The sequence below is a fragment of the Streptomyces sp. NPDC004838 genome (genome assembly GCF_053600955.1).
In genome coordinates this window covers 132961-155858 of record NZ_JBSGAW010000014.1, presented here as the reverse complement: position 1 = coordinate 155858, position 22898 = coordinate 132961, and the positions used below count along the sequence as shown (strand labels likewise).

16 protein-coding genes and 1 pseudogene are annotated in these 22898 nt (G+C 68.2%); 8 read left to right on the top strand and 9 right to left on the bottom strand.

All coding sequences use genetic code 11. The annotated features are described in order from the left end of the window. Window positions 1–128: 128 nt before the first annotated feature. Both ACWEFL_RS18210 and ACWEFL_RS18205 read right to left on the bottom strand, forming a co-directional pair. Window positions 129–1499, bottom strand: a complete 1371-nt coding sequence (locus ACWEFL_RS18210; RefSeq protein WP_451713344.1) for a DUF1775 domain-containing protein — start codon at window positions 1497–1499, stop codon at window positions 129–131. 370 nt (window positions 1500–1869) lie between these two features. After that, window positions 1870–2826 (bottom strand): MarR family transcriptional regulator, encoded by a 957-nt coding sequence (locus ACWEFL_RS18205; RefSeq protein WP_451713341.1) that lies wholly within the window; start codon window positions 2824–2826, stop codon window positions 1870–1872. A 270-nt stretch (window positions 2827–3096) separates the two neighbouring features. On the opposite strand from ACWEFL_RS18205, the gene ACWEFL_RS18200 reads away from it, so the two are divergent. Beyond that, entirely contained in the window at window positions 3097–4059 is a 963-nt protein-coding gene (locus ACWEFL_RS18200) for an ABC transporter ATP-binding protein (protein WP_451713339.1), read from the top strand. Next, window positions 4056–4904 carry an ABC transporter permease gene (locus ACWEFL_RS18195; protein WP_451713337.1) on the top strand — a complete coding sequence of 283 codons (849 nt, stop codon included), beginning with the start codon at window positions 4056–4058 and terminating at the stop codon, window positions 4902–4904. Before ACWEFL_RS18200 ends, ACWEFL_RS18195 begins: the two co-directional genes overlap by 4 nt. A gap of 40 nt (window positions 4905–4944) precedes the next feature. Here ACWEFL_RS18195 and ACWEFL_RS18190 read toward each other — a convergent pair whose 3' ends face one another. The 3 genes from ACWEFL_RS18190 to ACWEFL_RS18180 all read right to left on the bottom strand — a co-directional run bounded on the left by ACWEFL_RS18190 (window position 4945) and on the right by ACWEFL_RS18180 (window position 6788). Further along, on the bottom strand, window positions 4945–5610 hold the full coding sequence (locus ACWEFL_RS18190) for a hypothetical protein (RefSeq protein ID WP_451713334.1): 666 nt from the start codon (window positions 5608–5610) through the stop codon (window positions 4945–4947). Window positions 5611–5790: 180 nt separating this feature from the next. Then, complete coding sequence (locus ACWEFL_RS18185; protein ID WP_451713331.1) at window positions 5791–6339, bottom strand: hypothetical protein; 549 nt, start codon at window positions 6337–6339, stop codon at window positions 5791–5793. Then, window positions 6339–6788, bottom strand: coding sequence for an ATP-binding protein (locus ACWEFL_RS18180; protein WP_451713329.1), 450 nt, complete (start codon window positions 6786–6788; stop codon window positions 6339–6341). The genes ACWEFL_RS18185 and ACWEFL_RS18180 overlap by 1 nt, the downstream gene beginning before the upstream one ends. 274 nt (window positions 6789–7062) lie before the next feature. Between ACWEFL_RS18180 and ACWEFL_RS18175 the strand changes: the two genes are divergently transcribed. From ACWEFL_RS18175 to ACWEFL_RS18165, 3 genes are all read left to right on the top strand, one after another. Next, on the top strand, window positions 7063–7950 hold the full coding sequence (locus ACWEFL_RS18175; protein WP_451713326.1) for a helix-turn-helix domain-containing protein: 888 nt from the start codon (window positions 7063–7065) through the stop codon (window positions 7948–7950). Further along, the gene (locus ACWEFL_RS18170) at window positions 7941–8246 is read left to right on the top strand and encodes a DUF397 domain-containing protein (RefSeq protein WP_451713323.1); all 306 of its coding nucleotides are present in this window, start codon (window positions 7941–7943) and stop codon (window positions 8244–8246) included. The genes ACWEFL_RS18175 and ACWEFL_RS18170 overlap by 10 nt, the downstream gene beginning before the upstream one ends. A 273-nt stretch (window positions 8247–8519) precedes the next feature. Further along, the gene (locus ACWEFL_RS18165; RefSeq protein WP_451713320.1) at window positions 8520–9689 is read left to right on the top strand and encodes a methyltransferase domain-containing protein; all 1170 of its coding nucleotides are present in this window, start codon (window positions 8520–8522) and stop codon (window positions 9687–9689) included. A 236-nt stretch (window positions 9690–9925) separates the two neighbouring features. On the opposite strand, the gene ACWEFL_RS18160 is transcribed toward ACWEFL_RS18165, so the two are convergent. After that, window positions 9926–11107, bottom strand: coding sequence for a DUF418 domain-containing protein (locus ACWEFL_RS18160; RefSeq protein ID WP_451713317.1), 1182 nt, complete (start codon window positions 11105–11107; stop codon window positions 9926–9928). A 675-nt stretch (window positions 11108–11782) separates the two neighbouring features. Between ACWEFL_RS18160 and ACWEFL_RS18155 the strand changes: the two genes are divergently transcribed. From ACWEFL_RS18155 to ACWEFL_RS18145, 3 genes and pseudogenes are all read left to right on the top strand, one after another. Beyond that, window positions 11783–17965, top strand: coding sequence for a DNRLRE domain-containing protein (locus ACWEFL_RS18155; protein ID WP_451713447.1), 6183 nt, complete (start codon window positions 11783–11785; stop codon window positions 17963–17965). Window positions 17966–18006: 41 nt separating this feature from the next. Next, a complete protein-coding gene (locus ACWEFL_RS18150; RefSeq protein WP_451713316.1) occupies window positions 18007–18435 on the top strand; it encodes a hypothetical protein in 429 nt (142 codons plus the stop codon). Window positions 18436–18635: 200 nt separating this feature from the next. Then, a pseudogene (locus ACWEFL_RS18145) lies at window positions 18636–18864 on the top strand (IS256 family transposase); the annotation flags it as partial. Between the two features lie 213 nt (window positions 18865–19077). On the opposite strand, the gene ACWEFL_RS18140 reads toward ACWEFL_RS18145, so the two are convergent. The 3 genes from ACWEFL_RS18140 to ACWEFL_RS18130 form a co-directional block, all read right to left on the bottom strand. Continuing rightward, entirely contained in the window at window positions 19078–19488 is a 411-nt protein-coding gene (locus tag ACWEFL_RS18140; protein ID WP_451713314.1) for a hypothetical protein, read from the bottom strand. A gap of 331 nt (window positions 19489–19819) precedes the next feature. Next, the gene (locus ACWEFL_RS18135; protein WP_451713312.1) at window positions 19820–21157 is read right to left on the bottom strand and encodes an aldehyde dehydrogenase family protein; all 1338 of its coding nucleotides are present in this window, start codon (window positions 21155–21157) and stop codon (window positions 19820–19822) included. After that, complete coding sequence (locus ACWEFL_RS18130) at window positions 21154–22620, bottom strand: GMC family oxidoreductase (RefSeq protein ID WP_451713309.1); 1467 nt, start codon at window positions 22618–22620, stop codon at window positions 21154–21156. The genes ACWEFL_RS18135 and ACWEFL_RS18130 overlap by 4 nt, the downstream gene beginning before the upstream one ends. Window positions 22621–22898 lie beyond the last annotated feature (278 nt).

Below are 22898 nucleotides of genomic sequence, written 5' to 3'. Positions count from 1 at the left end.
ACCCGGCGCGTGAAGGCGGTCTCGGGACGCCCTCGCCCGCGGAACTCGGCCGAAGGCGCACCGGCCGGACGCGTCGGTCGGGCAGGTCCCTCCGAGGGAGCCGGGTGTCCCGGCTCCCTCGGACGGGTTCAGGAACTCGCCCCCGAGCGGCGCTTGATCAGCCAGAACGCCGCGCCGCCCACGACGGCCACCACCGCGACGACCACGATGACGATGGTGCCGGAGCCGCCGTCCTTCTCTTTCGCGGTGCTCACGACCTCGGTCGGTGACGCGTCGCCCGGCGTCGGCGCGGACGACGGCCCGGCCGAAGGCACCGTCGACGGCGTCGGGGTGGAAGCGGGCGCGGGCGTCTGGCTCGTGCCCGGAGCCGGGCTCTCGGGCTGGACCGGACCGGGCGGTTCCAGGGTCGCGCCCGCGGCCTTCGGCTTCAACTCGAGGACCGGGGCGGGGTTCTCCGGCTTCTTGCCGCCCTCCGACACCTCGATCCAGCGCGCGATCTTGCCGTCGCCGTAGGTCTCGACGGTCTTGAAGACGAGCTTCTTCGCGTCCGGGAGCTGCTTCACGACGATGCTGTGGACGGCGTCCGTCCCGATCGGAAGCGGTTTGCCGCTGACGATGTAACCGCCCTGGGACTGGGCGAACGTCCAGCCCTTCGGGAGCTTCTTCTGGGCCACCGCGCCCGGCGATATCCCCTCCGGCAGCACGACCTGGAGCTTGGCTATGCCCGCGGTCTCGGACTCCGCCTCCGAAGTGAAGGTCAGGGTCACGTTCTTGGCCAGCGCGCGGGCGTCCGAAGCGGTCACGCCGGCGTGCGCGGCGGCGGGCGCGGCAACGGCGAGGACCGCGCCGAGAGCCGCGACGGCCGAGAGGGCGGCTCTCCGCGCGACCGGGGGCAGTTGGGACTTCCTCATGGTTCTCCTTGGGTACGTGTGGGGGGACATGGGCGGTAACGGAACGTGCCCGGGACCGGGAGGACCACGGCGTACGACGACATGCGCGAGAACGGTGTACGGACGCTTCCCCTCGGGCGGCCCCGACCGAGCACGCGGCGGCCCGCAGCCGGGCCGGGGAGCTGTCCGCCAGGCTCCGAGCCAACGTGCCACCGCGCTACGGACGGTGGCGGCGATCTGTCCCACGAGAGAGGGGAGGGCGTCCGGCCGACCGGTCGTCCGATGCTGGAGTACGGCGACGCCGAGAGCCGCGAGGGTATGCGCGCCGATCATCACGACCGTGCTCAGCCGGGTCCCGTGCTCCCCGGTGTGCCCGACCGCCCCCGTGACCGTACTCGTAGCGGATGCCGAGAGGACCTGGTGCAGGACGAACTGCGAGACGAGCGTCCCGCCCACCACGACGCCGAGCGGCCTCGGACGGCACGCCCAGGGCAGTGCCCCGACGAAGGCGATCCCCACCGCGAGCGCGATGAGCCGCCAGACGACGGGTTCGCCCGACGCCATGTGGTGCCCTGCCCCGGCCAGCCCACTGCTCGTCACGGCGAACACACCGGCATGGGCCCCTCGCACGCTCCACCGAGCCCGCGACGCGCCTGTCTGTGAGTGCCGTTGCTGCCCGGTCCATTTCATGCCGGGGACATCATTCACGACGGGGCGCGCCGGGCGCTGCCCTTCCCGCTACTCCGTTGACCTGGGGCGTCATCGGGCGCGGGATTGATGCCGGAAGGGGCGCTTTGCCGCGCGGAACGCCCCGGACGGCACGGCTCCGCGGCGGGGCCATGTCGCTGGAGCGGCCCGGCATGAGGCGGTGCCGCCACACCCGCTCAGGGGGCGGTGTCCGTCGTACCGGCTCCGACATGACCTGCCATCGCGCCGGTTCCGGGTCGGGGCCCGCCGTCCCGCCCCGCCTTCTCCACCCCTACGACAGAGAGCCGTCTCCGCCGAGGGCTGCCCGCTGTGCCGTGGTGAGCCGGCCCGGCCGGGCGGTGACGGTGTACGCGCCGGACGCGGTACGCCGGAGGGCGACCGGATCGGTGATCTCGGGGTGCCGTTCGGCGTCGCGCAGCGCGTCGTGGACCCGATCCACGGGCCAGCCCAGCGCGACGGCCAGTGGGCCCACGGCGAGCGGTGTGCCGGCGTGCGCGAGCGCGGCGACCAGCGTCAGCGCGTCCTCGGCCGCCAGCGAGGCGGAGCCGCCGGCCATGTCCGCGCTGAGGTCCGCGAAGAACCGGTGCATCCGCTCCAGCCGGGCTCCGGCCGCAGTGCCCGCGCCGAAGATCCCGGCCCCCTCCTCGGCGGTGTCCGCCCAGTTCCCATGGGTACGAGCGCTCGTCAACCACGCCCGGAGCCAGACGTCGTCGTCGATGACATAGGTGTCACGCCTCCCGCGCGGGTCGCGTCGCTCACGCCTGATGACCTCGAGCCCCTCCAGATATCCGACGGCCTTGGACACCGAGGCGGGGCTGACCCGCAGCCGGGCCACCAGTTCGGCGGCGGTGAGGCTGCCGGATTCGGTGGTGATCAGCCGGGCGAGCACACGTGCCGCCATCCGGGGCAGCCCGTTCTCGACCATCACCGCCGCGAGCCGCTCGGCGAAGCCGCGTACCACTGCGGATTCACGCCCGTCGGCGCCGACAGCGGCCGGCCGGAGGTGGGCATGCGCGGCCGGCCGTGCGCTCCGCCGGGCGCGCTGCCCGGTGGCCCGCTGGGCGTGGTCCGCGCGGTAACCGCCGGGGCCGCCGTTACGGGCCACCTCACGGCTGACGGTCGACGTCGGCCTGCCCAACTGCCGGGCGATCTCGGCGTATCCGAGCCCGTCGGTGAGTCCTGAACCGATGCGCTGACGATCCGCCCGCGTCAGTCTGCCTCCCGGCATGCGCGCGCTCACCCCTCACTGTCCGCCGACGTCCATCGCCTATGGCCGCCGTCCGGCCCCAGTATGCGTTCACCATCACCTCATTGCAACACTCCCTCAAACGCCCTCTTGCATTCACCCGCAACCCTATTGCAATTTCCACCCCAAATAACCTGCGAAAATAGCGAGAATAAGAAATCCACCCATTGACCATCCAAGAAAGGCAACGTAGCTTTCACCATCCACGAAACAATGACATGTGAACCGTATGAAGCCGATGAAGGCGGAGTGATGACGACGAGCGAGGAAGTCGTGCTCGATGTCGAGGGACTGCGGATGCGTTACGGCTCCCACGACGTCCTGCACGATGTGACGTTCCAGGCCCGCCATGGAGAGGTGCTGGCTCTGCTGGGACCGAACGGAGCGGGCAAATCCACCACGATCGAAATCCTGGAGGGCTTCCGCATAAGGTCGGCGGGCCGAGTCGAAGTGCTCGGCACGGACCCGGCGCACGGCGACGAACGATGGCGCGCCCGCCTGGGCGTCGTCCTCCAGTCCTGGCGCGACCACGGCAAGTGGCGGGTCCGTGAACTGCTCGCCCACCTCGGCGCGCACTACGCCCCGTACTCCACCGGCGCGTTCCCCCGGCCGTGGGACACCGGCGAACTCATCGAAGCGGTCGGTCTGACCGCCCACGCGGACAACAAGATCAAGACGCTCTCCGGCGGTCAGAGGCGCAGGCTGGACGTGGCGATCGGCATCGTCGGCCGCCCCGAGGCCCTGTTCCTGGACGAGCCCACCGCGGGCTTCGACCCGGAGGCCCGGCAGGAGTTCCACGGTCTCGTACGCCGTCTCGCCGACGATCACGAGACCACGATTCTGCTCACCACCCACGACCTGGACGAAGCCGAGAAGCTCGCCGATCGCATCGTGATCCTGGCCGGGGGCCGGATCATCGCGGACGGTTCGCCGGAGGAACTGGCGCGCGGCATCGCCGGCGCGGACGAGGTGCGCTGGTCGCGCAACGGGCAGCGGTTCACCGAGTCGACGGCCGAATCGACGGAGTTCGTACGCGCGCTCTTCGGCCGGTACGGCACGGAGATCAGCGAACTGGAGGTCCGCCGGGCCTCACTGGAGGACACGTACATGGCACTGGTACGCCAAACCGAGGAAGCCGGCCGCTCCCCCGCCGAGCCGCGCGCCTCCACCCTGATGGAACAGACGGAACAGACGGAACAGGCGGCGGCCCGGTGAGCACGACGACCACGACGGTACGGGTGGGCTGGACACGCGGGCTCATCGAGCTGCGGCAGTCGTTCACCAACAGCGGCGATCTGATCTCCCATCTGTTCTGGCCCGTGCTGATGCTCGGCGCCATGTACTTCCTACGGGAGCGGGAGTTCGGGTCCAGCGGACTCCTGCTCGGCACACTGGCCCTGCCGAGCATTCTGGGAATGAACGTCGCGCTCGGCATGCTCACCATGAGCCAGATCCTCACCGCCGAACGCGAGGACGGGACCCTGCTGCGTGCCAAGGCGACGCCGAACGGCATGCGGGGCTATCTGATCGGCAAGGTCGTCTCGGTGTCCGGCATCCTCCTCGCCGACCTCGCGATCCTGCTGATTCCGGGCATGCTCCTCATCGACGGACTGGCCGCCGACAGCGCGAGCGCCTGGCTCACGCTGGCATGGGTGCTGGTGCTGGGCATGGTGGCGACGCTGCCCATCGGCGCGGTCCTGGGCTCGGTGTTCTCCAGCGCCCGCGCCCAGGGCCTCGTCCAACTGCCGGTTCTCGGCCTGATCGCGATCTCCGGCGTCTTCTACCCGATCGCCTCCCTGCCCGACTGGCTCCAGGTGGTCGCACAGGTGTCCCCCATCTACTGGCTCGGACTCGGCATGCGCTCCGCGCTGCTGCCCGACGCGGCGGTCGGCGTCGAGATCGGCGAGTCCTGGCGGCATCTGGAGACCGTCGGCGTCCTCGGGGCCTGGGCCGTCTTCGGTCTGCTCGTGGCCCCGGTCGTCCTGCGCCGCATGGCACGGCGCGAATCCGGTTCGAGCGTGGCCGAACGCCGGGACAAGGCCCTGCGCCGGGTCGGTTGAGCAAGGGGTTCCCAGGCCGCGCGCACGGGCGCCTTGCGCGTTACGGCCGCAGCTCCACGGGCGTACAGCCCGTGAGCCGTACGACGCTCTGGGCGGCCAGCAGCCACGGCAGCCGTGGGTCTTCGTACGGCACCTCGACCGTCTCCGCCACGACGAGGAGCGTGGGGCTGCCCGGTCGCGTCAGGTCCGGGGTGTAGAGCCGGCCGTGATAGCCGTACGAGCGCGGATAGCGCACCCGGATCGCGGTGAACCCTTTGACCGCCAGATGCGGACACTGCCGGACGGCCTGCGCGGCACAGGGCACGCAGACGGGCGGATGAGCGGTGGTGACGCCCTCCGGCCAGCCCGGCGCGTGATCGCCGGGGGTGCCGTCCAGCAGCCAGAGCACCCCATGGCCGGGTGTGTACAACGCGGGCGTGCCGCACAGCTGGCACAACAGTTGCCTCATCGCCCGCCGCTGCCGGTTGGGGTGCACACTGGCGAACAACGGCCGCCCCCGCCCTCCCCTGGGCGCGGGACGCCTCCCCCGGTACAGCAGTGCGTCGAACTCGCCTCGGTCCGAGGCGAGTTCATCGGCGTACGCGATTCCACCGCGCCGTCCGGGGCGGCGGACGACCGGGGTTTCGATGACAGTCTCACCGGACCAGGCGGCCAACCACGGTACGGAGGCGGGGGGTTCGAGGCAGATCACTGGGGGGCCTTTCACAGTGGTGCGGTTGAGAGGGGTGAGGATGGGGGCCTGTCCCCGGCCGGGGGTTCCCGAGACCGTCCCGTGCGATGCGGACACGCACGAGGGTCACTGCGGGAAGCCGGGGACAAGCCCCCTGGGAAGGCCGCCTCCCGACGAGCGGCGCGGGGGCATCCACTCGTCCGGGAGGCGGCCGGTCTATGGGGCCGCCGAGCCCAGGAGCAGCGTTTCCATCGCCTGGTGGGGTGCGGGGGACGGCCGGTGCCGGTCGAGTGCACGGCGGAGTACGACCGGGCCGACGAGGTAGTGGCTCTGGCAGGGCCGCAGCCAGTACGCGCCTCCGCGTCGCGGATCGGGGGCGCGGCGGTCCAGCGGCGGCAGCGTGATCACGGCGGGCGCGCCGACGCAGAGAGCGTACGGATGGTGAGCCCACCGGCCTGTCGTGCCCGGCGGCACCAGCCAGTACAGCCACGGCCGGTGGGGGTCGGCGATGACCGGTCCGCAGCCCTGCGGATGCGCCGCGTCGATCGTCGCGGCCACGGCGTGCCCGGCGTCCCCGGCCGCGCTGATCACTGCGTCGAACAGCCCGCCGCCGAGCGGAACGACGGTCGGCCGACGGGCTTGGGTGCCCATCAAGGCGCGTACGCGCTCGGCGAGTTCGCCCATGTCCGCGGCGACGGGACCGGTCGGGCCGACCGGACCCACCGGTTCGACCGGTTCGACCGGCTGGAAGCCATCTGCGAACATCACGCGCTCCCGTCGATGGCCAGCACACACCAGGTCCCGTCCGCCGTGACGCCCCAACCGTCCGCGAGCGCGCCGACCAGATGCAGCCCCCGGCCGCCTTCGTCCAGGGGGTCGGCGTCATCTACCGGTGGGGCGTACGGACCGCCGCTGTCGACCTCGATGCGCAGGTGCGCCTCGGTACGCCAGAGCCGAATGTCCACCGTGCTGCCGTAACCATGTTCGAGGCCGTTCGTTACCAACTCGGAGAGCAGTAATTCAACTGTCTCGGCCCAGTAGCCAAGACCCCAGTGATGCAGATGCGCCCGCCCCACCCGGCGCATCAGAGACGGCCACAGCCGATCCCCGTCCGCCAGCGGGACACCGGGCTTCGCAGCCCGGTGGAGGCTCACCTCGAACCCGGTGATGACGCGCGATGCGTGCTCGTCCGGTCTGCTGTCGATCATCGGCATCGGGCCCGACCCTTCACGGTCAACGGACTGGGCGCGTATGGACCTAGAGGTCAGATAGGTCCCGGAATCTTCATCGCCGTCCGGCTTGCACTGGCTCAACTACGGTGATGGATGGGAGAGTTACTGTGCAAGCTCAAACGCTCTCGCCATGAAATTGGCACATGCCCGAGCACTGGCACGACTTGCCGAAGGGGGGACAGGGAGTGGGACACTTAGGGGCACGACACGCGTCGGCGCCCCACACAGGTCACGTCAAGCACCGACAGACCAGTCGATGAGAGGGGACAGCGAAGTGGCAGCAAAAAGGGGCGCTACGTTCCGACGCAGGGAACTCGGCAAGGAGCTGAGGAAGCTCCGCGAGAAGAAGAACCTCACACTGGGCGAGGTGGCGGGCGAACTCGGCTTCTCGTACACGAAGCTGGCGCGAGTGGAGATCGGCGAGAACGATCTGCCTCGGGTGAGCGATCTCATCGCCCTCATGGATCTCTACGACGGGGACATGACCAAGGAGGATCGCGAGACGCTGATCCAGCTCCACCGTGAGTCACTAAGCAAGGAGCCGTGGACGCCGTACAAGGCGTTCATGCCGTCGAAGATGCCGACGTTTCGAGGGCTGGAGCAGGATTCGACGGCGATGCGCGCCTTCCAGCCGAGCTTCGTCTTCGGACTGCTTCAGACGGAGGCATACACCCGGTCTCTGTACTCGCTGGCCAAGCCCGTGGACGAGACCACCTCGGAGTACGTAGAGCGGAACGTCCGACTTCGCATGGAGCGGAAGGAACTGATCACCCGTTCCGACAGTCCACTGAAGTTGCGGGTCATCATGGACGAATCAGCTGTGCGTCGCATGGTTGGCGGTCCCGAGGTCATGCGTGGGCAGTACGACGAGATCGTAGAGCTGGGCCAACTCGACAATGTGACCGTCCAGATTCTCACACACGACGTCGTCACCTACCGGTCAGAGAGCAACTTCATTCTGCTCGACTTCTCTGATGCGCTGGACCCAGTCGTTCAGACCGACATGTGGAACACGATCAGCGTCACGGACGAATGGCGTGAGGTTCAGAGGAGTATCCGGCGCTTCGATGCCATGCGCGATAGCGCTCTGCCTCCCGCTCGCACAGCCAGTTTTCTGCAACAGCTAGCAAGAGAATGGGAGTAGTCATCAATACGCGCATCATGGCCCCTGATGTGGCCGAAGAGTCCGCCTGGTTCAAATCCTCACACAGCAACGACTCCGGAGGCGCATGCGTAGAGGTCGCAGAACTGACGGCCGAAAGCTCCTGGTTCAAATCGTCTCACAGTGACAGCCAGGGAGGATCATGTGTCGAGGTGGCCGACCTCACCACCCACATAGGCATCCGCGACTCCAAGGACAAGCAGGGCCCCGCCCTAGTCGTCCCCGCCACCACCTGGACGAAGTTCATCGCCTTCGCGAGTCGGCCCACCTCCACCTGAACGCACCGCAAAGCGGGGTGCGCCCGTCCCCGGCGACGGAACGGACGCACCCCCTGGCTCATCGTTCGGTGTCCGAGAATCACCTACTCCAGCATGCTCACTGTGTGTCACCATCGCATCACAAGGCGACTGCTGAAGGGGAGGACGCATGGGCGACCACGAGAAGCCACCGGAGGATCTGGCGAAGGGGAAGCCCCCGCCGGGAAACACGGACGGTCAAGTACCGCCGCCGCCACCCTCCGACGGCAAGCACAAGAAGAAATAGCGGCGGCGGTGCTCACTTTCACCGAACGGCGTCGACTCCTCGCGGACGCCATGGAAGAGCGTGGTTCCTGGCCCGCGCGGTCGCCGTGGATCCGTGAGGCCGTCGACGCGCTCCCTCGGCATCGGTTCACCCCGGACCGCCTGTGGCGCTGGAACGGCGACGACTACGTGCGCGTGGACCGGGAAGCCGACCCCGCCCAGTGGGCGGACGAGGTCTACGCGGATCCCGACGCGGCGGCGGTGACCCAGGTCATCGGCGGCCGGGCGACGTCGAGCCTGTCGAGCCAGGGCGTCGTGGTCGACATGCTCGACTCCCTTCGGCTGGAGCCCGGACAGAGGGTTCTGGAGTTGGGCACCGGAACGGGGTGGAATGCGGCGCTGCTGGCGTTCCGGGCGGGGCCGCGCCACGTCACCAGCGTGGAAGTCGACGGCGGGCTGGCGTCCGCCGCACGCGACCGACTGGGGGCCATGGCGGCCGACGTCACGGTGGAGGTCGGCGACGGCGCTGCGGGTTGGCCTCCAGACGGACCGTACGACCGGGTGATCGCGACCTACGCGGTGGAGCGGATTCCCTGGGCCTGGGTGGCCCAGACCCGGCCGGGAGGCCGGATCGTCACCCCCTGGGGGCGGCTCGGGCACATCGCGCTGACCGTAGCGGGCGACGGGCGCTCGGCCAGTGGCTGGGTGCAGGGTCTCGCGCAGTTCATGCCCGCCCGCAGGACCGACACCGAAGGCGCCACCGGAAGTATCGCGGACCACGACGACTTCGGCCGGGTGCGCGGTGTCGGCCCCGCCGACGACCGGCGCCCCTGGACGCGGGATCTGGCACCGTTGCGGGATGACTGGCATCTGCGATTCGGCCTTCGTGTGGCCCTCCCCGATGTGCGGATCACGGTGGCCGCCGATCACGACGGACTGAACGCCTGGCTCCACGACGGTGCCTCGTCCTGGGCCGCGCTCTCCGCGCGGAGCGACGGCGCGACCACGGCTCATCAGGGCGGCCCACGCCGACTCGCCGAGGAGTTGGATCGGGCCTGGGACGAGTGGCTCGACGCGGGGAAGCCGGACCTGTACGACTACGGCCTGACCGTCGAGTCCACGGGCCGCCAGTACGCGTGGGCGGTGGATCCGGAGTCGGGCCCCCGATGGCCCGTGGCGGCCCCCGCGAAACCCGGCTGACCCGGCCGCCCGCCCGTGAGCCATTCTGACGACTTTCGCGTGGCCGGGCAGGCCGGTGAGGTAGGCGCTGACCCGGTCGAGGTGGGCGCGGCTGTTCAGCGGGACGACCTCCGTACCAGCGGCGCGTTCGGCGAGCAGCCCGACCAGTTCGTCGTGCGCCTCGGCGGCCACCAGAACCCGGCAGGCAGCGGTGGAGTCCTGGCCCGCGTTGATCGTGGGCCTGCCCACACGCGGCCTCAGCGCCGCAGGGCCCATCTCTGGACCGATTCGAGCGGACCCGCTCCGAACCGCCGCAGCCACAGCGTCGAGCCCGCCATCAGGAAGGCGCAGACCAGTGCCCACAGTCCCAGCGGCCACCAGGGCCACCACGACTCGCCGAACCGGTGGGCGAGTCCCAGGCCGATACCGTACGAGAGGAGCATGCAGAGCACGTTCTGCACGACATAGCCCGACAGGGCGGTTCTACCGACGGCACCGAGACCGTTCAGGAGCGGCCCCGACCGCTTGATCCGTTCCACCACAAAGCCGACGATCCCGATGTAGCCGAGCGCCGTCAGCGGTCCGGCGACGTAGCGGTCCAGCAGGACGAACTCCGGGCCCGCCAGCGACAGGGCGACACTGAGGGGCAGCCCCAAGACCGTGCCCACGCCGAGCAGACGGGCGCGGATGCGGCGTCCGGTGGCATCGGTGCCGAAGGCGCCCGCCCGGAAGAGCCGCACGCCCAGCAGGAACAGCAGGACGAGCAGGGGGAACGTCAGCACCGGTTCCATCCGCAGCGCCAGAGCGTTGTCCAGCCGGAATCCGATCTGTTCCGTGTAACTCCCGTGCGCGTAAAGATCGTTCAGCCGTCGATCCAGGGGGGCGGCGTCCTGCGGTCCGGCGGAGACGAGGAGCGCCGTCAGCAGCCCTGTCCCCGTCAGGTGCAGGCCCGCGGCCCACCACATCACGCGACTTCGCGCGGCTTCGGAACGTGTCAGCAGCCATGCCACGAGCAGCGCGGTGACGGCGTACCCCATCAGTACGTCCCAGGCGAAGACCAGGAGGAAGTGCACCGTCCCCTCGGCGAACAGGAACACCGCCCGCCATCGGTAGCGGCCAGGCCATTTCTCACCGCGCCGGGCCGCCGACGCGTACTGGATGGCAAGGCCCACACCGAACAGAATCGTCAGCAGGGAAAGAAACTTGCCGTTCGCCAGCAGGCGCACCGTACTCTCGACCGCTCCAGGAAACGTGGAGAAAGAGGCACTCTCCATGCCTCCGGTGAGAATCCCCCACTCGGAACCGGGACTGGCGAAGATCCAGACATTGGTCGCCAGCGTGCCGAGAATGGCGAACCCTCGTAGCACATCGAGTAGCGGGATCCGGGCGGACGGACCGGCCTTTGTTCCGATGGGCGTCGAAGCCACGGTCTCGGTCATGTGTTCATCGTCTCGACCCGGCCGGCCGCTCTCGTCATGACCACAGACGAACCCGCAGCTACATCGAAGGGTGTACTTGAGGGCGGCGGCTCGTCGCCAAGGGTCATGATCCACTGCTCCGCCGGGGAGAAGCCGCAGATCAGGGGAATCCGGCGCGAGAGGGCCGAGAGGAGGCCGAGACTTCTCCCCGTTGTGCGGGGCCGCCCCGACGCCCCCGCGACGGAGACGGGCCGCGCCCCGGCAGCAGACCGTTCGAATCCACTCACGCCGCTCGCGGCGCACGAAGATGCGGGTGCCGACCGGGGACCGCCACCAGTGGTCCACGCCCATTGATACGACGAAGCCGCACCCAATCTGCTGCCGTCAGGCCACACGTCGCCTCACCGGAGCTTGGCTAACGAGCCGAAGGCAGTAAGCAGACAACCAGCGACACAGCCCAGGCGCATCAATGTGAGGAGAGTCACATTCATCGAATCGATGAATGAATGTCTATAGGTTGACTTGGTGCAGTTTTCGTTTCCATCTCCCCACTCGTAGGTTCTCACAGCATCATGTGTGGCCCACGCGGCTGGGAGGGCACAGCGAATGACAGTTCACGTACCTGCACCTGAGGAGCGAGACAGACCCTGGTCCGGAAAGAGCCGTTGCTACGTAGCGGGCGGGCTGACACTGGCCCTGGCCGTTACCTTATTGGACGGCACGAGTGCGGCGATGGCCTCGACGCCCCGGGCTCCAGTCGTGGGCAAGGCGTCTGTAACGCAAGCTGCTGACATCTCGTCAGCGAGAGTTGCTGCTCGCCTGTCGGGTAAGCGGGTGGAGGCGTTATCCGAGCGTACGGAGACGTCAACGACGTGGGTGAACAAGAACGGTTCTCTGACCACCGAGCTGGCTGCCGGCCCGATCCGGTTCGCGGACACGGTGAGCGGTGACTGGCGGGATGTGGACCTCAAGCTCGTCAAAGCCACCGACGGGACAGTGGCACCGAAGGCCCACCCTCGCGGTCTGCGGCTAACGGGCAAGACCGGTGATCCGCCTGTCTCGCTGAGGGCCGCGCAGACGGTGAAGGCCACGGATCTGGTGACGCTGGGCGAGGGCGATCAGCAAATCACGCTTCAGTGGAAGGGCGGGCTTCCGCAACCGGTGCTCAGCGGCTCTCGCGCCGAATACCCTAACGCGGTGCCGGGCGCGGATGTGGTCGTGGAGGCGACCCGTACCGGGTTCGAGCAGTTCGTCGAGATCAAGCAGCGCCCCACCGTCGCTGGTTACACCTATACGCTGCCGCTAAAGGCCAAGGGACTGAAGGCGAAGCAGCAGGCCGACGGCAGTGTGCTGTTCTCCGACAAGAAGAACAAGACACACGCGGTCATGCCGGCGCCCGTCATGTGGGACGCGACTGTCGATCCCGTCTCGGGTGAGCACACCCGCCGGGCGAAAGTGGACATGAAGACCGTCCAGCGGGGGGATGGCGTGGACCTCGTCATCACGCCGGACGCGACGTTTCTCGCCGACCCGGAGACGACGTACCCGGTGACAGTGGATCCCTCCACCTCGACGCTGTCGAATGTGTTCGACACGTACGTTCAGCAGGGGGAGACAGTTGACTGGTCCGCCGACACCGAGCTGGACCTCGGCAACCCCGGGACGACGAATCCGAACGGTAGTGCGCGCACCGCGCGGTCTTTCATCTCCTGGAACACCACTCCAGTCCAGGACGCATTGGTCATGGACGCGAAGCTGTCGCTGTGGAACTTCCACTCCGCCAACACCGCCTGCACTAACCAGTCCTGGGAGGTGTGGTCCGCTGGAGCCGCCTCAACGGCTTCCCGGTGGACCGCGCAGCCCGCATGGACGGCGCAGAAGGCCACCTCCACCGAGACCCGGGGCAACCCGACTTGTACTGCCGCGCCGGACGGGTGGATCAATGCGGACGTCACCACACTGGTACAGGAGTGGGCCTCGGCGCAGGCCACACGCGGGCACATGGGGCTGCGCGCCACGAGCGAGACGGTGGTCGCGCAGTGGAAGCGGGTCAACTCCGCGAACGCGGCCTCCAATCCGCCGAAGCTGACGGTGACGTACAACTACCGGCCGCGGACCGGTACCAAGCAGGAGGCGGGGCCGCCGTACTTCTCCTACGGCGGCGCCTACACCGTCAACACTGTCACGCCCACGCTGCGGGACACCTTTGTCGACCCCAACAACGACAAGGTCAACGGCACCTTCCAGATCTTCGACTCAGTGACCAATACCCAGGTCGGGGCGGTGATCGTCTCGCCGTTCGTGGCCTCCGGGAAGGTCGCCTCGGTTTCCGTTCCCACCGGTGTATTGACCAACGGCAAGACGTACAAGTTCCGTACCTCCCCTTACGACGGAGCCCACTACAACGTCGGCTGGTCGGCGTGGAAGACGTTCACCGTCGATACCAGCTCACCCTCCGCACCTGTGGGCATCACATCTACTGACTACCCGTCAGGACAGTGGGTCAAGGGCGCCGGCCAGGCGGGCACCTTCACGGTCACACCGCCGGCCGCGGATCACCAGTGGCTGGAGTGGTCCCTGGATGGTGCCACCTGGGCCAAGGTTCCCACCGGCGGGGCAGGGGCCGCGAAGGCCATCAGCGTCACCCCGCCCAAGGACGGAACCCATACCCTCCAGGTCCGCTCCGTCGACAAGGCCGACAACAAGTCGGAGCCAGTCGACTACACCTTCCACGCCGGGCCCGGTGGATTCCTGCAGCCCAGTGATGGCGAGCGCACGGCCCGCCGCCTGGCCCTGGTAGCCGAGGCAGAATCAGCCACGTACGACAGTGTTTCCTTCTCCTGGCGTCGTTCGGCAGCCGACCCGTGGGTGGCCATCCCCGTTGCTCACGTCACCGCGAGTGGGACACCACTGACCGCCTGGCCCGTCCCGATGACAGGCGGCAAGAATGCCGCTCTGGTCTGGAACGCCACCAGTACCGTCGATCCGGACGGCACCGTGCAGATCAAGGCCGACTTCACCGGCCCGGGCAGTGCGTCCGGTAGCACTCAGCCGCTGACTGTCGTCGTCGACCGCAACGCCACCGGTGCCGCCACCGAGGAAATCGGTCCCGGCTCGGTGAACCTGCTCACCGGCGACTATGCCCTGTCCTCCACCGACGTGTCGGCATTCGGGCTGTCCGCTTCCCGCACCGCCTCTTCCCGAACCCCGGGGAAGGGGGGCAGCCAGGAAGGCCAGGCAGCGATCTTTGGCAATGAATGGGTCTCTGGCACCACTGCCGAACTGGCGGAGTCCGGCTACACGCACATCCGCAGAATTTCTGACACAGCGATTGATGTGGTGCTGGCCGAGGGAGATGCTCTCCACTTCACCGCCAACGCCGCACAGAACGGCTGGATCCCTGAACCCGGTTCGGAGGATCTCACCCTCACCGGCAGTGTGACCGGCAGCTTCACCCTCACCGACACCGAGGGTACCGTCACCGCGTTCACCAAGCCCGATTCAGCCGCCACCACGTGGCAAGTCTCCTCCACGCTGCTGAACGGACTGAACAACTCCACCACCACAGTGGTGTCCGAAACCGTCACCGTGGCCGGCCAAACGCTGGCCCGCCCCAAACGGATCATCGCCCCGACCACTGCTGCGACCCCCGCCACCTGCACGACCACCCCAGCGACCAAGGGTTGCCGCGCGCTGGAATTCGTCTACGCCGCCTCGACCACGGCCACAGCCCTCGCATTAGGTGACTACACCGGACAGGTCAAGGAAATCCGGCTGTGGTCCACCGAACCCGGTTCCGCGACAGCGACCTCGAAGGCCGTGCAGACGTACCGGTACGACGCCAATGGCCGACTGCGTCAGACATGGAATCCCCTGATCACCCCCGAGCTGAAGACCGAGTACGCCTATGACTCCGCAGGCCGGGTCGTCGAACTGACCCCGCCCGGCGAACTGCCCTGGACTTTCAACTACGGGCAGGCAGGCAGCGCCACTACCGCAGGTCCCGGCATGCTTCTCAAGGCATCTCGCCCTGGTCTCCTGCAGGGCACCGCGGACGTGGAGCAGGGCACGGCATCAACATCCGTGGTCTATGACGTGCCGCTGACCGGCACTAATGCCCCGTACGGGATGGGTGCGACCTCGGTGAGGGATTGGGGCCAGAGTGATGCGCCCACCGACTCCACAGCCGTTTTCCCGGCTGACGCCACTCCAGCGTCGCACTCCGGAGACTCGCTGACCTCGTCCTCCTACACCCGCGCCGACCTCACCTACATGGGGGTTTCCGGTCGTTCGGTGAACTCGGTGTCTCCAGGCGGGCATACTTCCACCACCGAGTACGACCGCTTCGGCAACGCCATCCGCGAACTGACCGCATCGAACCGCGCTCTGGCCCTGGGAGTCGGCACAGCGGACGTTGCCACTCAAAGAGAGCTGGGTATCGCCTCTCTTTCCACCAGGGAACGTGCGGACCTTTTGTCCACCAACTCCGTCTACAACGAGACCGGTACCCGCGAACTGGAGGAATTTGGTCCCCTGCGTCGGGTCGACCTGACCACCGACCTCACTGCCGCCTCGACCGTCCTGGTCGCCTCAGGCACGTCGGTTGCGGCTCGTTCGTGGACGGTCAATGAGTACGACACAGGGCGTCCCACCGATGGCACCGCCAAGGTGAAGGACCAGATCACCAAGATCACAACCGGCGTACAGGTCCGTGAACACCCGGGTGTCCACGGTGAGGCCCGGGTGACGCAGACCGTGTATGACTGGGGTAAGGGACTTCCGACCCAGACCGTCAAGGATCCTGGCGGCCTAGCGATCACGGAATCCACCGAGTACGACGCCCAAGGCCGGACAATCAAGCAGCTGTTGCCAGGTGCCTCCGGTACGGACGCCGCGACCAGGGTGACCTCCTACTGGTCTGCGACCGGCACAGGAACCTGCAACGGGCGCCCGGAATGGGCCGACCAAGTGTGTTCCACAGGACCCGGCGGTGCGATTACGGGCGGAGGATCCAACCCTGCGCAACTACCGACGTCTACAACGGAGTACGACTGGTGGGGAAACCCTGCCACCGTCACAGAAGCCGCCAATAGCGTCACCCGTACCACCACAACCACGTATGACACCGCAGGGCGGCAGTCCACGGTGACCACTACCGGGGGCATAGGCCAAGCCGTGCCAACGTCCACCACCGAGTACAGCACAGTAACAGGACGAGTGGTCAGGACCCTCTCGGCCACAGGCGGCACCATAACCCACGCGTACGACAAGCTCGGTCGCAAGACCTCCTACAGCGACGCTGACAGTGGTGTCACTACGACCGAGTACGACCTGCTCGACCGCCCGGTCAGGACCAGCGACAACTCTCCGTCCACGGTGACCTACACCTACAACCACACCACTGAGCCACGCGGACTGGCGACGAAAACCACCGACTCCATAGCAGGTGACTTCGAAGCCACCTACGACGCAGACGGCTCCGTCGTCGCAGAGAAGCTGCCCGGCGGCTACACCCTCAAGGAAACCAACGACACCACCGGCAGCACTCTGAACCGGACCTACACCCGTGACAGCGACAACACGATCGTGTACACGGACTCTGTCACCGAGTCCGCCCACGGTCAGGTAAGCAGTCACGCGGGCTGGTCCGACCAGACCTACCGCTACGACGCCACCGGCCGCCTTACAGCCGTCGAGGACACCACCGATACGATCTGCACCCGCCGGACGTACGCCTTCGATGCACGCACCAACCGCACCTCCCTCACCAGCGCGGCCGGAAGTTCCGGTGCTAACTGCCCCACCACGGGAGGAGTAACCACCACCTCCACGTACGACAGCGCCGACCGACTCACCACCACTGGCCATACCTACGACGCTTTCGGCCGCACCACTGCCCTGCCGGGCAACGGCACGATCGGCTACTTCACCAACGACCTCGTCCACCAGCAGACCGCGAACGGCAAGCGCCAGACCTGGCAGCTCGACGCCAATCTGCGCTTCCGCTCCTGGACGACTGAGACCGGCAGCGGCTCCACCTGGACTCAGACCGCTTCCAAGGTCAACCACTACGACAGTGACAGCGACAACCCCCGCTGGGTCACCGAGAACACCACTAGTGGTGATCTGACCCGTAACATCGACTCGCTGTCAGGCGACCTCGCCGCCACCACCAACACGGCCGGCGACATCGTCCTCCAACTCACCAACATCCATGGTGATGTCGCCCTCCAACTACCTCTTGATCCCGCCCAACCCCCCGTCGCCCTCCACGCCGACGAGTACGGAAACCCACGTGCCAGCCAAGCAGCCACGCGCTACAACTGGCTCGGCGCCAAACAACGCTCCACTGAAACCCTCACTGGTCTCACCCTTATGGGAGTCCGCCTATACAACCCGCAGACAGGTCGCTTTCTCTCCATCGACCCGATTCACGGCGGCAATGCCAACGCATACGAATACTGCACTGCCGATCCTGTCAACTGTTACGATCTTGACGGTCAATGGGGATGGTTCAAGAAAAAATGGAAAAGCCTCAAGAGGCGCATCTCAGGATACTGCGTAACCTGTAAGGTCAAACGCGGACTCGAGAAGTATGGCCGATATGTGGGATACAGTCCCACACGGTGGGGCCCATTCGCTAAAGGGAAGCGGCATCTTGTGATGTCGGGTGGTCTACCGGGAATCCACTGGCAGAGGCACTCTCGAAGAATTGAATGGGATAAACGCAATGGCTGGCATTACAACGGGCCGGGTGGTGGACACTACAGCGTCTGGCGAGGCGCCAAAAGCTTCGCTCGGCAAGGGGCCGGTTGGGCGAAAAGGAGAGGATGGAAGGCCATAAGGGAATTCTGGCCCACACTGAACAGACGAAGATAGTCACTTCGGTCCGATGGATCCATGAAGCAAGGAGGTGTCGCGTGAGGTACCTAGCGCTTAAGAGTTCCGCCTCTTTGGAACTCCGCGAGCTAGTAATTTCAAGGCTGCTGGAACGCCTGAGCGGTTCTGAGTTCACGGTCTACGTGTACCTGATCTCGGATTACCCGTGGAAAAAAGCAGCGCTCGAAGCTCTCGCGACCCTCCCTGCTCCACTGGGCAACGCCGTCGGCGAAGCAGAAGTGGAACTCGACATCCATGATGAGATCCAGATGGCGGCCTTTATCAGGATCGCCCCTTGTTCCATCGGTGCAGAAATCTGGCTCAATGAGGAACAGGCATTCGGGGCACACGACTCCGGGAAGTCCTTCTTCTGGAGATCGGACATCCTTCCGCTGAGTGAACTGGACACCGATGACCTCGCCACGGGGAAGAATATAATTGACGTCACAGAATGGGACGATCAAAAATAGAAACCGTGCACATCCTGGCCGGATCCAATCTTGCGCGAGGCCAAGGCGTAGAGGTAGCAAATTTGACCGGGTTGCGGTAATTCGCTGTATACAAGTTGGCGGAGAATCAATCCTGACAAGCGGCTCGGAGCACACCTCATCATTCGAACGAATTGGCGGATCGTGGGTAGTGTGCGCGCTTCGCGTGAGCCGGAGAGCAGCAAAGGGTCCGGTCCTGCGGCTGCGTCCGGGTCCCACGGGTGGTCCCGAAGTCGGCCCAGCCGTGGGTGGCCACGCTGTTGCGGACCGTCTTCGAACAGCCCGACGCCGACGCCGTCCAGGCCCAGATGGCGCACGTCCTGGACACGCTGGAGGCCAAGTCCCATCAGGCGTCGCACCGACGTCGTCGGCATCTTCCCCGACCGCACCGCCCTGATCCGCCTCGTCGGCTGACGGCGGTGATCTGTACCTGTAATCCGGAGGGAGCCCCGGCCCACGCGTCCACGGCGGCGCGGGGGCGGGGGCCCACCCTCGCTACGGCGTAGGCCCTCGGCACGGCGAGAGCCGCCGCCACCGGGCCGGGCCCCCGCCGGGGTGCCGACCGCAGCGCCCCCCGGTCCGCGCGGCTCTCGTACTCCCCCGCCCGTCGCCGCTCCGCGGCTTCTACGGAGTGGGGTCGAAGTAGGTCGTCTTGCAGTGGTCGTCCGTCGCCGCGTTGGTGCCGTTGCGCGTGCAGACCCTGAACTCCAGAACCCTGCTGGAGGTCATCGGACCCAGGCTGATCGACGTTCCGGGATCGGCGTTGTCGCCGTTCGCGTCCTGGACGACTCCGAGGTAGTCCCGGCCGCTGGTCACGTCCCAGGCCCAGGCGACGACGCGACGGCCGTCGGTCTGGGTGTCCCACGCCGTCAGATTCGTCGTCGACAGATTCCACACGGCCTTCCCCCGGCCGCTGGGATCCGTGTACGAGGTGAAGGTCGCCGCGTGGGCCGTGCCCTGTGTCGTCAGGAGGACGGCGGCCGTGAGCCCGCCGACGACGCCCAGCGAACGGGCGGCCTTGATGCGCATTCCCATGGTCTGCTCCTCGCCGATACCGGCCGGGCCACTCCTCGGTCCGGCGCCAGGAGGTCCACGGTGCCCGCATCGGCCGGAATTGTCGTTGACCGTCCCTGCACAGCGGTTGACTGTTTGCGCATACGCCGCCGATCGCCCCGACGAGCGCCGGGCGGTCGCTGCGGACGGGTCGGGGGCCTCGCCTCGCGCCGCCTCGTTCGGCCGATCGCGGGCGGAACCGTGGACGGCCGAGGGTCCAGCCGCCCGGACCTCGGGGCGGCGGCCCGGCGGAGAGCGGACCCCGCGCACTCCGCCCCACCGAACCGCCCCCGTCGCCCCCGTCACACCGCGCTCACGCGGTCCTGCTCATCAGGTGTTTGACGCGGGTGTAGGAGTCCAGCGCGTAGGTGGACAGGTCCTTGCCGTACCCGGACTGCTTGAATCCGCCGTGCGGCATCTCCGTGGCGTACACCCCGTGGCAGTTGATCCACACCGTGCCCGCGTCGATGCGCCGGGCCAGTCGGGTCCCGGCCGCCTGGTCGCGGCTCCACACCGACGCCGCCAGGCCGTAGGGGACGTCGTTCGCCAGCCGGATCGCGTCGTCCTCGTCGGCGAAGGGCTGGACGGTGAGGACCGGGCCGAAGACCTCCTCCCGCACGATCGCGTCGTCCTGGCGCACCCCGGTCACCACGGTCGGCGCGAAGAAGAAGCCGGGGCCCGGCAGGGCCGCGCCTCCGGTGACGACCTTCGCGTGGCCGGGCAGGCCGGTGAGGTAGGCACTGACCCGGTCGAGGTGGGCGCGGCTGTTCAGCGGGACGACCTCCGTCCCGGCGGCCCTTTCGGCGAGCAGCCCGACCAGCTCGTCGTGCGCCTCGGCGGCCACCAGAACCCGGCAGGCAGCGGTGCAGTCCTGGCCCGCGTTGTAGAAGGCGGCTTCCACGATGCCGTCCGCCGCCTCGGCCAGGTCGGCGTCCGCGAGGACGATCGCGGGCGCGTCGCCGCCCAGTTCCAGATGGAGCCGCTTGATCCCGGCGGTGGCCGTGATCTCCGCGCCCGCGCGGCTGCTCCCGGTGAGGGAGACGAGAGCGGGGAGCGGGTGGGAGGCGAGAGCGCGGCCGGTGTCCCGGTCGCCGCACACGACGGTGACGACGCCCGGCGGCAGCACCTCGGCGCAGATCTCGCCCAGGACGAGGGCGCTCATGGGGGTGGTCTCGGCGGGCTTGAGGACGACGGTGTTCCCGGCCGCGAGCGCGGGGGCGAGCTTGTCGACCGCGCAGGTCAGGGGGTGGTTCCACGGTGCGATCAGGGCGCAGACCCCCACCGGCTCCCGTACGACCGCCGAGGTGTGGCCGGGCACGTACTCCCCGCTCAGCGGACCGTGCGCGCTCCGCGCGGCCCCGGCCATGAAGCGCAGTTCGTCCACGGCGGCGGGGATCTCCTCCTCCAGCACTTCGGAGAGGTCCTTGCCGGTGTTGCGGCTTTCGACGGCGGCCAGTTCCCCCGCCCGCGAGGCGATGGCGTCGGCCAGGGCGAGGAGGTGCGCGTGGCGTTCGGCCGGTGTGACGGCCCGCCAGGTCTCGAAGGACGCGGCGGCCGTCCGTACGGCCGCGTCGACCTCCTCGGCGGAGGCGATCGGGACGCGGTCGTACACCTCGCCGGTGCGCGGGTCCGTGATGTCGATGTGGGTCACAGGGTCTCCTCGATGAAGGCGGCCACACGCTCGCCGACGACCGTGGTCGGCAGCGCGGGGGTGCCGCGGGGCACCTGGGGGAAGACGGAGGCGTCGGCGATGTGGAGGCCCTCCAGGCCGTGCACCTTGCCGGTGTGGTCGACGACCGCGTACGGGTCGTCGGCGGGGCCCATCCGGCAGCTGCCGGCCGGATGCCAGTAGTGCCGGTGGTTCGCCCTGATCCAGTCGTCGGCGTCGCCGTCCGGGGTGAGCAGCGGGGTGCCCAGGTAGGGGGACAGGTCCAGCTCCCGTACCCAGTCCAGGCCGTGGCGGAGGGCCGCGACGTCGTCCGGGTGGGCGAGATAGGCGTGGTCGACGTCGGCGAGTGCGTCCGGCGCGGCCGACGTCAGTCGCACCGTGCCCCGCGAACGGGGGTTGAGCAGTCCGACCGGCACGACGCAGCGCCAGCCGTGTTCCAGCGTGGCGTCACGCTCGGTCCACGGGTAGACGTGCAGGTCGTACGGTGCGTCCCCGGCGTAGGGCGAGCGGATCTTGGCCAGGGCTTGCTCGTCGGGGAGCAGCCGGTCACGGGAGAACTCGGCCAGATCGGCGGCGAGTTCGGCGGTTCCGGCGAACTCCAGCTGTACGGACGGATGGTCGTGGAGGTTCTCCCCCACGCCGGGCAGTCGGTGCCGTACGGCGACGCCGATCTCGGTGAGGTGGTCCGCCGGGCCGATTCCGGAGCGCAGCAGCACTTCGGGGCTTCCGTAGGCTCCTGCGCTGAGCACGATGAGGTCGGCTCCGATACGGTGCCGCCGGCCGTCGGCGGTGAGCACGTCCACCGCGATCGCCCGGCCGCCTTCGAGCACCACCTTGTCGGCCTTCACTCCGCCCGCCACCGTCAGGTTGCCCAGTTCGCGTACCGGATCGAGATAGGCGAAGGCCGTGTTGACGCGCACTCCGTCGGGGGTGATGTTGACCGGTGCGCAGCCGATGCCGAGTTCGCCGTCGAGCTGGTCGAAGTCGTGGCGTACGGGCAGACCGAGCCGTGTGCCGGCGGCGAGGAACGTCCGCTGGAAGGGCTGTACTTCGTCTTCGCGGTAGGTCCTCAGCCGCAGTGCGGCACTCGCTCTGTCGAAGAGCGGCCGCAGGGAGGCGGCGTCCCATCCGGGCGAGCCGGCGGCGGCCCAGGCGTCGTAGTCGCCGCCCCAACCACTGCTCTGTGTGCAGCCGTTGTGGGTGGAGCAGCCCCCGATCACCCGGCAGCGGTCGAAGGTGTGGCGGTCACCGCGGTACCCCCAGTCGTGGGAGGTGGGCAGGGTGGTGGCATCCAGGAGGTCGGCCGGCCACGAGGAGCGGTCGGGCCCGTAGTCGGGTCCCGCTTCCAGGACGAGCACCCGATGGCGTCGGGCGAGCCGTCCGGCGACGGCGCATCCCGCCGTACCACCTCCCAGGACGACGATCTCGGCGTGGTCAGGAAGCATGTGCGGTGACTCCTCGGTCGGACGGTACGGATGTGGTGGCCCTGGATCGGCGAAAGCGCGGGCCGCAGGCCCGGACAGGCGGCTCACGGCGGGGACGAGCGTGTTGGGCGCGGACATGACCGGGACCGGTGTGACCGGCGTGACCGGCGTGTACGGGATCGGCAGGTACGGCACCGGCGTGTACGGCACCGGGGCGTTCGGGACGACCGGGGCGAGCACCGCCGGGCCGGGGCGCACAGGGGCGCGGCGGCACGGCCGGGCCGGGAGGATCCGGCGCG

Excerpts from the sequence above, each read along its gene's own strand:
- ACWEFL_RS18205 (WP_451713341.1), bottom strand. The coding sequence starts at position 2,826 with ATGCCGGGAGGCAGACTGACGCGGGCGGATCGTCAGCGCATCGGTTCA.
- ACWEFL_RS18200 (WP_451713339.1), top strand. The coding sequence starts at position 3,097 with ATGACGACGAGCGAGGAAGTCGTGCTCGATGTCGAGGGACTGCGGATG.
- ACWEFL_RS18185 (WP_451713331.1), bottom strand. The coding sequence starts at position 6,339 with ATGTTCGCAGATGGCTTCCAGCCGGTCGAACCGGTCGAACCGGTGGGT.
- ACWEFL_RS18180 (WP_451713329.1), bottom strand. The coding sequence starts at position 6,788 with ATGCCGATGATCGACAGCAGACCGGACGAGCACGCATCGCGCGTCATC.
- ACWEFL_RS18175 (WP_451713326.1), top strand. The coding sequence starts at position 7,063 with ATGAGAGGGGACAGCGAAGTGGCAGCAAAAAGGGGCGCTACGTTCCGA.
- ACWEFL_RS18170 (WP_451713323.1), top strand. The coding sequence starts at position 7,941 with ATGGGAGTAGTCATCAATACGCGCATCATGGCCCCTGATGTGGCCGAA.
- ACWEFL_RS18160 (WP_451713317.1), bottom strand. The coding sequence starts at position 11,107 with ATGACCGAGACCGTGGCTTCGACGCCCATCGGAACAAAGGCCGGTCCG.
- ACWEFL_RS18140 (WP_451713314.1), bottom strand. The coding sequence starts at position 19,488 with ATGGGAATGCGCATCAAGGCCGCCCGTTCGCTGGGCGTCGTCGGCGGG.
- ACWEFL_RS18130 (WP_451713309.1), bottom strand. The coding sequence starts at position 22,620 with ATGCTTCCTGACCACGCCGAGATCGTCGTCCTGGGAGGTGGTACGGCG.